Origin of the sequence: Flavobacterium succinicans, assembly GCF_001662485.1 — a bacterium.
Classification (GTDB): domain Bacteria; phylum Bacteroidota; class Bacteroidia; order Flavobacteriales; family Flavobacteriaceae; genus Flavobacterium; species Flavobacterium succinicans_A.
Genome location: NZ_JMTM01000035.1, coordinates 15323 through 29795 on the forward strand (window position 1 = coordinate 15323; position 14473 = coordinate 29795).

7 protein-coding genes are annotated in these 14473 nt (G+C 34.5%); 1 reads left to right on the forward strand and 6 read right to left on the reverse strand.

Features of this window, described 5'->3' with window-relative positions; translation table 11 throughout:
• Positions 1-33: 33 nt before the first annotated feature.
• From FLB_RS05575 to FLB_RS05600, 6 genes are all read right to left on the reverse strand, one after another.
• Positions 34-5103, reverse strand: a complete 5070-nt coding sequence (locus tag FLB_RS05575) for a DUF4132 domain-containing protein (protein WP_064714977.1) — start codon at positions 5101-5103, stop codon at positions 34-36.
• A gap of 110 nt (positions 5104-5213) precedes the next feature.
• The gene (locus tag FLB_RS05580) at positions 5214-5648 is read right to left on the reverse strand and encodes a hypothetical protein (protein ID WP_064714978.1); all 435 of its coding nucleotides are present in this window, start codon (positions 5646-5648) and stop codon (positions 5214-5216) included.
• Between the two features lie 659 nt (positions 5649-6307).
• Positions 6308-8155 (reverse strand): CocE/NonD family hydrolase, encoded by a 1848-nt coding sequence (locus FLB_RS05585; protein ID WP_064714979.1) that lies wholly within the window; start codon positions 8153-8155, stop codon positions 6308-6310.
• An 82-nt stretch (positions 8156-8237) separates the two neighbouring features.
• Positions 8238-10271 carry a protein-disulfide reductase DsbD family protein gene (locus FLB_RS05590; RefSeq protein WP_064714980.1) on the reverse strand — a complete coding sequence of 678 codons (2034 nt, stop codon included), beginning with the start codon at positions 10269-10271 and terminating at the stop codon, positions 8238-8240.
• Between the two features lie 8 nt (positions 10272-10279).
• The gene (gene tilS, locus FLB_RS05595) at positions 10280-11587 is read right to left on the reverse strand and encodes a tRNA lysidine(34) synthetase TilS (RefSeq protein WP_064714981.1); all 1308 of its coding nucleotides are present in this window, start codon (positions 11585-11587) and stop codon (positions 10280-10282) included.
• Between the two features lie 383 nt (positions 11588-11970).
• Entirely contained in the window at positions 11971-13257 is a 1287-nt protein-coding gene (locus FLB_RS05600; RefSeq protein WP_064714982.1) for an anthranilate synthase component I family protein, read from the reverse strand.
• A 205-nt stretch (positions 13258-13462) separates the two neighbouring features.
• On the opposite strand from FLB_RS05600, the gene FLB_RS05605 reads away from it, so the two are divergent.
• Complete coding sequence (locus FLB_RS05605; RefSeq protein ID WP_064714983.1) at positions 13463-14383, forward strand: DUF4349 domain-containing protein; 921 nt, start codon at positions 13463-13465, stop codon at positions 14381-14383.
• The last annotated feature ends 90 nt before the right edge of the window (positions 14384-14473 follow it).

A 14473-nucleotide genomic window follows, 5' to 3' on the forward strand; every position in this document is an offset into this window, starting at 1 on the left:
GTACGGCTATATTAGATTTTTAATGATTTATTTTTAAGTAGTTTTTCTATCAATCTGACTCAAAACAGTTGGATCTTGAATTTCATTATCTTTGGCAAACAATAAAACTTTTGACATGACTTCTGCCGATTTTGGATCTTCATCTGCAAATGGTAAAAATAATCTACCTCGGTGTTGTGAATGAATTGGTAAAATTGACAAATACTTCCCAGGCATTTGGTGTACAACTGCACTTCCTAAATGAATACTATAATCCGCCAAAGTTCCTTTGATAATGGCATGGTTTTCTTTTATTTCCACATTAGACAACTTGAATAAACGTGATGTTTCACGCAGCAATACCGCTCTCATTTCTATTGACGAATGACTTGCTTCTGGATCAACTCCACCAACGTGAGCTACACTGACTACCAAGTCAATATCTCGCATTATTTCAGAGAATATTCTTGGGTTAACATCTTCAAAATCAATATTTTTATAATCTTTTAAAGAATGAAATTCTATAGTTTCTAAAGTAGGACTTTCAACATCGGCTGGCGAGAACCAATCTGCCATTGCGTATAATTTGACTTGATAGCCTTCTTTATGAAACACTTTTTGCAATCCTTCTTCATAATCTACTTTCCAACCTCTTGATTTTAATAATGCTAAAGTTTGTTTGGGTTGTACTTGATGACCAGCATAACGTCGAGAAATGGATTTTTCTTTTAATTCATCTGGCGTGGGAACATATAATTCTCTAAAAATTTGTTTGAACGGTTGCTTTAATTTGTTATTGAAACAATAGCTTTGAAAATCTGTCCAAACTTTATTTTTATGTAAATCAAAACAATGTGCAATTCTAAAAGTAACATTTTCATTCAACGGAATAACTTCACCTTGAGAAGAAACTAAATTTCCATCAACAAAGAAACCAACTTGGTTTTCATTTGTTACAAAAACCAATTTCTCCAAATGCTTTGAGATTACTGGATGCTCAAATAAGTTCTGCATTTCAGCATACAAAAACTCATCGCCGCGAATCATCGCCTCTTCCAATCCTTTTCTGGAACGTGTCCATTGCTCACGCATCACTTTTCGATGGTTTCCAAGTTCTAATACAGCGGGTTCTTTTTTCAATTTGGCGGGAATCGCTTTTAATTCTTTGTCCTCTTTATAAGTAATCAATTCTGCTTTTCCTTCTTTATCTATTGTTAAACCAATAGTAATTCCGTCAATTTCAACTTGAGTTTCTTTAGATAAAATATTTTGTACTTGCTTGGTTTCCATAGCCCAAGTCAATCGAATTGGGTCTGGATAACCTGCATTTCGTGCCAAGTTTTCCATTGTCACTCTAATGGCAAGTGCCTCGCTGGTTTGCTTCATCGAACCAAATTCTTTGCTTTCTTTTTTAAATTGTTGCAAATATTCATAACGTGCCAAAACATCTTTTTCTGGATTTGTTTTGCTTAACGGAACCAATCCATAAACACGCAAATAATCCTGGTCGCGTTTGTCTTTTACTTTGGCGGTAACTTCTCTAATTTTCAAATCACCAGTAAGTGTGTCCGAATATAATCTTGCTCTTCTGTGACCATTTCCGTCCGAAATGTATTTGGCAGATTCATATAGCATTTCCCATTTGGCTTTGCCTAACTTTTTATAAGCTGACAAAAACCAATCTTTATCGACGGCTCCATCTTTAAAATCTTGTAAATCGACGGCAGAATATTTAGCCATTTCACTTTCCAATTCGGAATTAACCGAGCTATAACTTGCGGTTTTAGTATGAGCGTGTAACCACCAAATTCCTTCATCTAGCCCATTCCAATCTATATAATTGCTAATGAACTTTTGCCATTGCGGCGCATAAATAGCCGCTTGAATCAAACGATCTTCTGTGAATTTTTCTTTTTTGATAATTTCATTAAAACTTTCAAAAGTGTCGGTTTCTTTTGGATAAGAATTTTTCAATAATGAACTGAACAGCTTTTGTTTAGACATTTCTTCATTATTCCAATAATAAATATAGCCTTTGTATAAATTTCCTTTTCCTAAACCTTGCAACAATTCTACAAATCGATTAATGCCATAAATCTTTTGGAAACTTTGAACAAACTTGGTTACTGTAGTATTGGAGTCGCCTCGTTTTACTTCAATATCCAAGAACGTATCTCTTATATTGTCAATCATCGGTTGCAAGAAATCATATTTTTGCAATAAAATTTCTGTGGTGCAATTATGATAATGTTGAAATCTGTTTTTACTATCCGTTAAAAATCGAAGACGTTCAGCATCCAAAATACCTTCATAAATTTCATCTTTAGCAATTACTTTTTGATGATAAGCTTCACAATATAAATGCAATGGTGGTAAAGAGTGTTCAATATTTTCTTTCAAACCTGTAAACTGTCTCCATCGGTAAAGCTGCCACAACTTTATTTTTTCACTTTCAGTCAATTCATCAAAATCGTTGATTGCATTTAAAAATACATCAAAGAAATTTTCCGATTGCCATCCGTCTCCTTTTCTTTTGTAATAATAATCGTCTTTTTTGGGAACGTATTTGTATTCGATAACCGATTTTGGAAGATTGGAATATAGTTTAGTACAAGCATCAATCAAAAAAGAATCCTTATCCTCAAAAGAATATTTATGACTTAAACAATATAAAATATTTTTAATTGGATTGTTCCAAGAATAGCCATTTTTAGTAGGATTTGGAATAGTGTCTTTGTGATAAAAAACATAATCTTGAAGTACTTCTCTAAAAACTTTTCGATCGCAATTTTCGACAAATGTCAATAAAAACAAATCGCTTCCTGTTAAACCAGAATCTTCCATCCACTTTTGCCAAATGTGATGCAAGGGATAGTTTTGAAACAATTGTTCGGCAGTAAATTTTTCGGTATTTCGAGCAATTGGAGAAAAATCATTTCCAAGCAAAACGGTTTCTTTGCTGTTGTTCCAATTTTCTGTTTCGTATTCATAATTTGCATTTTCTTGATACAGTTTTAGTAATTTTTCTAATGCAATTTTAATTTTAGACAAAGGTTGCGAAAAACCATATTTATCTTTTTGAGTCAATTTAGAATATACTGAATCCGCCTCGATTTTTGGTAAAGCATAAGGAGCAATTGCTTTTGGATTATAAAAACCATATCCATTTTCAACAGAAAGCAACTGCTTGTTTTCATTCTGATTTAGTTGTTCCAAAAACTTCGTTTCTTTCTCAGTGATTTTTGGTTTTTCGGAATACACTTTTACCCAATTATCAACTTTATCGGTCAATTTTTTGGCTTTTTGCAATTGCATCATGATATCCAATGCAGACAAACGCTGTTCCAAATCGCCGTTATCAATTAATTGATTTACAAACTGTTCAATTATAGAATCCCTTTGTTGCAACAACATGGTAGTAAGATGCTTTTTCAAATTTGAATTCTTTCTTTTGAATAAACCTTGAAAAGTTCCTAATTCTGATGCCGATAAATCAACTTTTTTAAGTGCGCAAATTGCAGTGGCAACCAATGCTTCTCCTCTATCTTTTAAAATTCTAACCGCAAAATTTCTTTGAAAATCGGTTGGTTCTTTTTTGCAGGTATTTTGATTTAGATAATAAAAAGAATAGCAATAGAAATCCTCTAAAATCTCACGAGCAAGTTTCTCTCTTATAGATAGCGAGAATTCTTCAAAATGATGTAAGATGATATCTAATTTTTCATTTTTATCCCCTATCAAATGAATGGCACAAGAGTACAAAGTGTCTTTTTCAAATTTTACTGTCAACCATGAGAAAACTTTGCTTTCAAAGTTTTTTTCTTTAACAGTGATTTTTTGTGACAAATTATAAACTTTTTCAAAGAAGTTTGGATAATCATCATTATCTATATAAAATTTTGATTTAGAATTTACATTCAACAAAGATTCCATTCTATTCAATGAGAATGCTAATACTTGCAAATTATCATCATTTAATGCTTTATAATACAAAGGCATTTCGATATAAGGATCGTTCGTTTCTCCAGCAAATTTCAGCGCCAAACATTGCTTCTCAATCGAACCTTTTTCTACTAATTCATGCAAATGTGGCACTGTTTTTTCAACATCCAAAACACCTTGCACCCAAAGTGCCATATAAACTTCATTATTGTTTTTGCTTTTAATTCCAGTTTCAATGGTTTCTGGATTCGCAAAATAACCTTGTGCTAATTGAATAATTCCTCTTATAGTGGTTTCTTTTTCAGCATCCCAACCTAAACCTGTCCAAGTATCGATAGCTCTTACAACTGATGAAAAACGACTTAATTTATTTTCGATAATTACATTTATCATGTACTTCAATGCGCCTACACTGGTTTCGTCTAATGCTTCTAAAACCGTTTGACGCAATCCTTCTTGACGTTGGGCAGATAAAAGTAGTTTTTCGACTAATTCCCAACATTCTTTTTTCTCACTATTCAATAATGCTTTTATAATACCCCGAGATACTTTTCCAACAGCATCTTTATTGAAGATAATGTCTTCCATCAATTGATACAATTGGGTATTTCCCATATCCAAAGCTGCTGACCATATCATAAACTGATTTTGGTTGTTGCTTATTTCATTATCATAGCGAACTTGTTCTTCAAGAGTTAAATCATAATATTTGCTGTCTTGATAATTATAAATAGAAGGTGCAGCAATTATGGAACGTAAGAAGTTAATTTGATTTACCAACAAATATTTTTTGTTATTTGGTGCTCTAAACGACCTCCTTGCATAACCGTTTTGATACATTTTATAAGGCAATCTGTTCCAAGCTTCTTGTACATATTTGGCATTTTCTGCTCCAAAAAAATAAATCAAAAGTTCATAATAATTCGTATCGTCCCAAAGATTTTCTGTAACATATTTTTCAAAAACAGTGAGTGATTTAGAACCTAAAGAAACGTAAATATTATTGTAATTGTCTTCTAACTTCAATAATTCCAGTCCAAAAATGGCAACTTCTTTTTTGAGTTTGGTTTTGGAGAATAAATTGGATAATAGCCCACTTTCAGCAATTTCTTTTAATTGCTTTTTGAATTCCTTAATTGGATTATTTATTTTCTTGTGCTCAAGCGTAGTTTCTATAGACATACAGTGCGATTTTATTATAGTGCAAGTTTATGTAGTTTCGACAATAGACAATAAAAACAACGTCTATTAAACGTCTACAAATAGTTTTTTTCGAGGGTTTTAGCAATTTTTCACCAATAACTACACGCAAGAAAAGTCAATCGAATAAAAGTGACGGTTTTGTTTTCAGACAAGTCGATTTCTTGATTTAGATTTTGTAGTTCATCATCGCCATAAAAAACAGCATACATTCCGTCTTCAAAAGCTTGAATTGCGGTTTCTTGCGCTTTGACTAAATCGGGTATATTGTGGTTGTACAAGGCTCCAAAACTTACTTTTCCAGTATCGGTAAGTAGTGGTAGATAATTATCTTTAGGAAGATTTGTTTTGTCTTCATCATCAACCTCAAATGAAGAGGTTACAAATTGATTTACTTGTTGCTCAACTACTAATTGCAATAGTTTTTTAATTGATATAATAGCGTTTGAAGTAGCTATTTCAATCCTTTTTTCTTGAAGAATAGGATGTTTTTTTCCTAATTGTTTTACGGAAATTGTTAGGTTCATTATGAATAAGGCTTTCGTTTGGTTGTTTTTATTGATAACTTATTATTAAGTATTAGTTATCTTGAAAATGGGTTAAACAGGGGTTGGGTGGTTATATATTTAAAATGACTTCAGAATAATCAAACATTAAATGTATAGATTTCAAATGATTTTTAATCATATAGATGAAATTTATTTGTTAGTAGTCACGTATGGTATGCCTCGTCAGTTCGCTTTGCTCGGGTCGCAGCATAAAGTGTGAATCACCAAACTACTAGGAATTTAGCGAGACGCTTTGTTTTCATAAAAAAAATTTAGATCATGTAAAACCAAAAAAACTACAAAATAGCCCAACGGTTACTTCGTAGTTTTGTTAGTATTCAGGTATTTTTTTGGAAATTAATTGCCTCTAGCTTTAGTTGGAGGGGTAAATTTTGAAAGGATTAAAGGCTTTAGTCAAAATTAGCTGCCTTTATTTGGCTAAAGCCAATGCAATCAATCCCCATAACTCCAGCTAAAGCTGGAGCCAATTGAAGCAAGACAAGCAGAGCAATTACAAGCTTATGGTCTCATTTTTCCTGTTTCCTTTTCTTTTTACTGGCCACTAACTATTTGGTTTTTTTCTATAAAAAAACCTCCAAACTAGTTTGGAGGTAATTACAAATGAAAGAATTCATTCTTTATTTCAAAACGGTGAATTCAATAGCTGAGTCTGAATACACACGATGGGTTTGTTTTTTGAAATCTTCTGGCTTGGCATAAAATATGTTCGGCACAAAAGTTTGAGGATTCAAATCTATCAGAGGAAACCAAGTACTTTGTACTTGAATTTGAATTTTATGTCCTTTTTTAAAGGTGTGAAAAACATCTTGTAATTTTACATTTACCGGAGTTTTTTCGTTGGCAACAAAAGGTTCTGGATTTATGAAACTATTGCGAAAACGTCCTCTCATTACTTCACTGCGCACCATCATGTGATAATTACTCATTTTTAGATACGGCTGCACTTCTTTGGTTTCAGGTTCGTCATTTGGGAAAACATCCACTACTTTAACTACCCAATCCGCATCGGTTCCAGTGGTGGCTACTTGTAATTTGGCTAAAATATCTCCCGCCAAAGTAACATCTTCTGCTAAAACAGCTGTTTCAAAAACCAAAACATCAGGTCTTCTTGCCGCAAATCGTTGATCATCGGTCATATATTTTCTTGGCGTCAAACCTTGCTGTTTGATATCTTCAGAATGTGGTACAGGCTTCTTTGGGTCACTGATAAATTCCTCAAAAGAAACTGCTTCAGCATTTTTAGTTAATTTTTGTTGCGGTTGCAAATAGAATTGTTGTTTCTCTGTGTTTTTTGGAGGCCAAGTATCGTAGGTTTTCCATTCTTTTCTTCCTGTATCAAAAACATAAGCTTCGGGTAATTTGTTCTCCCCTTTCCCATTATTTTTCAAGAAATGACGGAAAAAATTAGCTTCAATATTCTTTTGATAAAAACCAGAAATACTGTCACCAAAATTAATATTGCCTATAATTTGTTTTTCTGAATTTCTAGCCCAATCGCCGTGGCTCCAAGGCCCCATAACAATCGTATTGTAATTTTTACTGCTTTTTTCTATGGTTGAATACGTATTCAATGGACCGTACAAATCTTCAGCATCGAACCAACCGCCAACAATCATTACAGCAGGTTTGATGTTTTTTAAATGCTGTAACAAACCTCTTTTTTGCCAGAATTCGTCATAGCTTGAATGTTCTTTTAATTGTTGCCAAAATTCATTGGAAGAATCGTAATACTTGTCCAAATTCACTAAAGGCCCAGCATTCAAAAAGAACTGATAATCATCATTGGTACCTACATTTGGAAACTTAAACCAAGCTTCTGTAGTTGGCTTTGTTTTTTGAGGACCAAAAAGTGGCGTTACTTTCCAATAACTCAACAAATAAGCCCCATTATGATGAAAGTCATCAAAGAAGAAGTCACTAATACAAGCCTGAGGAGATACTGCTTTTAAGGCAGGATGTCCACTCAATAAGGAATAAGAAGCATAATAACCTGGATATGAAATTCCCCAAGTCCCCACATTTCCATTGTTATTGGCTACATTTTTCACCAACCAATCAATAGTATCGTAGGTATCTGAAGCTTCATCAACTTCGGTTTTTCCTTTTTTATTTGGAATATATCCTCTCATATTATCATACAATCCATCGCTCATATAGCGTCCACGAACATCTTGATACACTACGATGTATCCTTCTTTCATCATCGTTTCGTTAGGAGCAATGCTTCTTTTAAATTGGTCTGGTCCGTAAGGCGCGCAATTGTAGGGAGTACGCTGCATTACAATAGGATACTTTTTAGAGGTATCTTTTGGGGAATAAATAGCTGTAAACAATTCTAAGCCATCCCGCATTTTGATTCGCACCTCTTGCTTAGTATAATTTTCAGCTACATAGTTGGGTTTCTTTTCTTGTCCTAATGCCGAAAGACACAAAAACAAAAAAGGAAGCATTAGTAATTTTTTCATATTGGTTGGTTTATTGATAATTCGTAAAAATAAGAAATCCCATCCGTTTTCACAGATGGGATTACAAAAAATATATTGAACTTTAAAATTTAGAAATACCTGCTTTTAGCCAAGCTTCGTACTCTTCAATACCAACATAACTTATGGTAGGTTGTGCTGCATTCAGACTTTTTCCTTCTAAATCTGTCAAGACATACAAAGGCTGGGTGTTTGTTTTATATCGAGTAATCATAAAATCCGTCCATTTATCTCCAATGGTTTCAATTTCAGAATCGGTTGCTTTGGAGAAGAATTGCTCGTTTTTTGGCAATTCTCTTTTATCATCCACATACAATGAAATCACGACCACTTTCTCTTTTAAAATTGACAATACATTAGGATTCGACCAAACATTGTTTTCCATTTTACGACAATTTACACAAGCGAAACCTGTAAAATCGAGCATAATAGGCTTATTTACAGTTTTGGCATAAGCCAATCCTTTATCATAATCATCAAAGACTACAATCCCATGAGGACCACTTTTAGCTCCCTCTGGAAGTATCGCTGTAGCTACAGTTTTTGAAGAACCTCCAAATCCCATTGGGCTTTCGCTATATTCCATTGGCGGAGGAAATGCATTGATAAATTTCAATGGCGCACCCCATAATCCTGGAATTAAATAAAAGGTAAACATTAATGAAAGTAATCCCATATACAGTCTACCCACAGAAATATGTCCTACTGGACTATCGTGTGGCAGCGTGATTTTTCCAAAAAGATACAACGATAACGCTCCAAAAATAGCAATCCAAATGGCGATAAAAACTTCGCGTTCTAGCAAATGCAATTGCAATACCAAATCTGCATTGGATAAAAATTTGAAAGCCAAAGCCAATTCTAAAAATCCAAGAACTACTTTTACGGTATTCAACCAACCTCCAGATTTTGGTAAAGAATTTAACCATCCCGGGAACATCGCAAACAACATAAAAGGTAAGGCTAAGGCTAAGGAAAAGCCTAACATTCCTACTACTGGTGCGATTCCGCCTTTAGAAGCGGCTTCTACCAATAAAGTTCCAACAATAGGACCAGTACAAGAAAAGGATACAATGGCCAATGCCAAAGCCATAAACAAAATACCTATGATTCCACCTCGGTCGGCTTGGCTGTCTACTTTGTTTGCCCAAGAATTCGGCAACATAATTTCGAATGCGCCTAAAAAAGATGTGGCGAAAACAATCAATAAAACGAAGAAAATAAGGTTAAACCAAACATTGGTAGATAAAGCATTCAACGCATCAGCACCGAAAATCCAAGTAACCAATAAGCCCAAACCTACATAAATAACAATTATAGAAATTCCGTAGATAATGGCATTTCTGATTCCTGCTGCTTTATTTTTACTTTGCTTGGTAAAGAAACTTACCGTCATTGGAATCATTGGAAAAACACAAGGCGTTAACAATGCTGCAAAACCAGATAAAAAAGCAATAAAGAAAATCGCCCACAACCCGTGTTCTGTTGTTGCGCTTTTTGCTGGAGTTATTTGAGAAGTCTCCGTAGTATCTGAATCTTTTACAGTATCAGCGGCGACTGTTGTTGTAGAATCTATCGTCTGCGCAGTCGTATCTTTTACTAAATCATTAATCGGAGTAGTTGGAGATGCTGTTGTAGCAGCGTTTTTCAACTCAGGAATTGAAATGCTAAATTTCTTTTCGAGATTGATACAAACTTCTTTACAAGCCTGAAAATTCAGCTCTACTTCTATGGTCTTAACTCCTTTATTTACTAGACTTATTTCTTGAGTTATTTGTGCTTTTTTCTCAAAAAAAGTTTCATTTACTTCAAAAATATCATTGTATGCAGTTCTTGTTTTACTTTCTTTGGCTTTGCCTACTAAGGTGTAATTCCCTTTTTGATTTTTGAAATTAACTTCTAAAGGCAGTGGACCACCATCAGGAGTAAACTGTGAATATACGTGCCATTCGTTTTCGATGGTCGCATTGAATGTAACTATAAAATTGGTTGCTGATTTTTGTTCGATTTTGGTGGTCCATTTTACTGGGTCCAAAATTTGGGCGTTACCCAAACTACAAAAGAAAACTAAAAGTCCTAAAAGAAGGTGTTTTTTCATTACTTAACTTATATTAATTCTATTTTTAAAATTGTGTTGGTGGTGTTCTCTACTTTAAATCGTTCGTCAGCTCGCATTCCTATTACCCAAACAATGGCCTCCTTGGAACACAAAAGCCAAGTATTTTCTTTGTCTAAAAGTGAAATTTTTTCATCTTTAAAAAACTTACTTACTTTCTTGCTTTTGCCGTTCATTCCCAAAGGATAAAAAAAGTCGCCTTCTTGCCATTTTCTGAGCACCAAAGGATAGGCTACCTTAGATTCATCGACAAAGATAGCACTTGAATCTGCTTTGTTAATGTCTGCTACTTTACAAAACTGGAGTTTTAAGGGAATCTTAACTTTGTCTTGATTTTTTTCGATGAAATACACCTCCTTTTCAGGCTCTTGTATTGGACTCAAAATAAAAAAATCGCGGTCTTTTAGCAATCGGTAATCTGCTGAAAAAACTTGTTTTCCTGATTGACTATCGACCAAATTGTAAATGTCATCCCAAGCCGAAAAGCCATATTCTTTAAGCCATTGGTACAAATAAGAGGCATAATTTGGCAAGCGCAATAATTGCTTTACATCAAAATAAATGGTATCCTCTTCTTCTCTTGCTACTTGCTGATAAACCATACTAGCCGCATCTGAAACCAATTCTTGTGCTTGTTGCAAATACTCCTGAGTCATTCCAAAAGCTTTTAAAAAATCAGGATTCAGCTCTTTGAGCATTGGAACTAAATGATGGCGAATTTGGTTACGCAAATATTTATCCGAGGCATTACTGCTGTCTTCTCGCCACTGTAAGTTATTGGCTTTAGCATATTCCTCAATTGCTGTTCTAGAAAAAGGCAACAATGGTCGAAGTACCGCTTCGTTTTGAGCAGGTATACCCGACAATCCGTCTAAACCTGTGCCTCTTGAGAGGTTAATCAAAAAAGTTTCCAAATTATCATCTGCGTGATGGGCTGTTAAAACAAAGTCGAATTGATGGAGCTCCAGTTGTTCATAAAACCAATCGTAACGCAGTTCTCTTGCGGCAACTTGTGTCGAAAGTTTATAATCATTGGCAAATGCCTGAGTATCGAATTGGGTGCAATAAAAGGGAATTTGATGTTGAAGCGCATACTCTTGAACAAAACTTTGGTCTTCAAAACTTTCAATGCCACGGAGTTGAAAATTGCAATGCGCGATAGCAATGGTGTAAGGCAATTGCTGCAACAAATGCAAAAGAACCATACTGTCTATTCCACCGCTTACGGCCAACAATAATTTTTTGTTTTCGAGAAACGGAAATTGAGTTTGTAGATGTTGGTAAAAGAGGTTTTGCATACTCAAATTTACATTTTTTTAATTAAATTCCTTTTTTAACTACTCAACTTGTCTTGCTTTCAATTGGCTCCAGCTTTAGCTGGAGTTATAGGGATTGATTGTGTATTGGCTTTAGCCCAAAAAAACAGCTAATTTTGGCTAAAGCCTTTAAAAATTCTAATTACACCCCTCCCCTCCAACTAAAGTTGGAGGCAATTAATATCAAAAAAAGCTGAGTAATTTCGCTTTTTTTGTTTCCAAAAATAGACAATTGTTAGTCTTTAGCCCAGATAGGAGCGGCATCCTCTTGTATGGCGGAGGCCAATACAAGAGATATAGCGGATAGCTGGAAACCCTATTGCAAAAAAGCCTATTGTTCGCGCTTCTAAATCTTTTAATTTTTTTTATTCTAATACGGTTTTCATTGCTTTGGCTTTGAGCAAACATTCTTCGTATTCTTGCTCTGGCACCGATAAAGCTGTGATGGCACTTCCGACCGAAAAAGAAAGATATTGCTTCTTTTGATTGTACAAAATACTGCGAATTACGACATTGAAATCAAAATCGCCTTCGGGTGTGAAATAACCTACTGCCCCGCTGTACAAGCCTCTTTTGGTGACTTCTAATTCTTCGATAATTTTCATAGCCGAAATTTTGGGAGCTCCCGTCATACTTCCCATTGGAAAAGTGAGGCGTAATACATCAATAACTGAATATTTTTCGTCCATTTTTGAGGTGATGGTTGAAATCATTTGATGGACTTGCATAAAAGAATAAATGCCGCAAAGTTCTTCTACTTGCACCGAACCTTTTTGGGCGGTTCGCGATAAATCATTGCGAACCAAATCGGTAATCATAATATTTTCAGCGCGTTCTTTTGGATTGGCAGCTAAATCTTCTTTAGCTTTTTCGTCAGCCACAGGGTCTTCATAGCGTTTTGCGGTTCCTTTTATGGGTTGCGAAATCAAATCTTCTCCTTCTTTTCTCAAATAGCGTTCTGGTGTGGCAGACAACAAGTACTGTTGGTTATTTTTTAGGAAAACTGCAAAAGGTGGTTGCGAAATGTCATTTAACTTTTGAAACTTTTCGAGCGGTTGAATAGTTGCATTTTCTGCATAAAATTCCATACAAAAATTGGCTTCATAAATATCCCCTTTATGAATGTATTCCTGCATTTTTTGTACTTGCTCGAGGTATTTTTTTTGGTCTATTCTAGCTTGTATCACTACAGATTCCGAAGCGGTACTTTGATGAGGAACAATTGTCGTGATATCTTGATAATCTTCTTGCAACTCGTCGTCACATAAGTGTAAATAGCGGGTCTCGAGCTGATTCCCTTTTAGCAAAAAAATCTTTTTGGGCTGAAAAAAGAATAAATCTGGAAAATCTAATCCATCAAAATTATTGGATTGCAAGCGCTCGCTATCGTTTTTTAAATCATAAGACAAATAGCCAAACAGCCAGTCCTTAGTAGTTTGCTGATATTGTTTTAAATCCTCAAAAGCATTATGATAATCGGTTTGAAGCAAAGTGAAAGCGTCTACGGCCAACATACAATCATAACTAGAATACGCTTGTGGATAACTATTGCTATCCAAAAAAGCTACTTCACGAAACTGCTGTGCCCAATGCAAAAGTTGTTCCTTAAAAAGTGAAGGATTGTCTATCGTATAAAATTCAGAGACTCTCAATAATAATTATTTTAAGCTCCAAAATTACGACAAAAAATTCCCTTCTACCTTCTTCCTCAAAAAAATTGGCACACTTTTTAATAGGTAAAAAAAGTACTACTTCACTAAATAAAATTTAAGTATTGATTAAAAAACTACGCTTACTCCATTTTGGAACATTTATTTGAATTTTAACCCTTTTTTAATCTATTAAACTATTTTATTTATGAAGACAATTGCAAAAGCAAGTACTCTAGCCGTAATCATCGCAGTAGTACTATTTTCGTGCAAAAAAGCCGATGTTGCGGCAGAAGAAACCGCCGATTATGCCACAGCTGTTGCCGATAGCGCAACCGTTAGCAACACCTCAGAAAAAACCACTACAACTCCTAAAACTGTAGAAAAAAGGAAGCTCATTCGAACAGCAGATATCAAATTCAAAGTAAAAAGTGTCGTACAATCGACCAACTTGATTGAGAATACTACCAGAAAATGGGGCGGTTTGGTTACGTACTCCAACCTTCAAAGCACCATAAATGACCAAATAAGTACTAAAGTTAGTCAGGATAGTACGCTTGAAACCACTAAATACAAAGTTGAAAACACCATCACCCTTCGTGTATCTCAACAAAATATGGATACCGTGGTAAAAGAAATTGCTAAAGAAATTGATTATTTAGACTACCGATTAATCAAAGCGGATGATGTAGCTTTACGATTACTATCCAATGAGTTACTACAAAAGAGAAGCGCTACCAATGAAAAAAGAATGGCCAATGCTATTGATACAAAAGGCAAAAAAATCAATGACATTATGAATGCCGAAACACAACTTGAAAACAAAAAAGCGCAAAGCGATAGCAGTGCTATTGAAAACTTATCGCTGCAAGACCAAATCAATTATAGCACCATCACCCTTCAGTTATACCAAAGAGAAGTGGTCAAACAAGAATTGGTAGCCAATGAAAAACAAGGGTATTATTTTGAGCCAGCTATTGGAATTCAAATTTTGGATGCGTTGCAATCTGGCTGGTTTCATTTACTGTCGTTGGTAGTTTTCCTTTTGAAATTATGGTGGTTAGCGCTAATTGGTTTAGTAATATACTGGATATTCAATAAAGTGCCTTTCATAAAAAACCTAAAATAAAGTCTACCTATTCATTCGCTTAAAAAATAAAAATCCGAAAAAGAAGAATCGCAATTCACTATTTATCAATATTTTACTTAAATTTGATAG

What these genes read in the sequence shown, in the direction of transcription:
- FLB_RS05580 (WP_064714978.1), bottom strand. Translation starts at nt 5,648, where the DNA reads ATGAACCTAACAATTTCCGTAAAACAATTAGGAAAAAAACATCCTATT.
- FLB_RS05605 (WP_064714983.1), top strand. Translation starts at nt 13,463, where the DNA reads ATGAAGACAATTGCAAAAGCAAGTACTCTAGCCGTAATCATCGCAGTA.
- FLB_RS05575 (WP_064714977.1), bottom strand. Translation starts at nt 5,103, where the DNA reads ATGTCTATAGAAACTACGCTTGAGCACAAGAAAATAAATAATCCAATT.
- FLB_RS05590 (WP_064714980.1), bottom strand. Translation starts at nt 10,271, where the DNA reads ATGAAAAAACACCTTCTTTTAGGACTTTTAGTTTTCTTTTGTAGTTTG.
- FLB_RS05585 (WP_064714979.1), bottom strand. Translation starts at nt 8,155, where the DNA reads ATGAAAAAATTACTAATGCTTCCTTTTTTGTTTTTGTGTCTTTCGGCA.
- tilS (WP_064714981.1), bottom strand. Translation starts at nt 11,587, where the DNA reads ATGCAAAACCTCTTTTACCAACATCTACAAACTCAATTTCCGTTTCTC.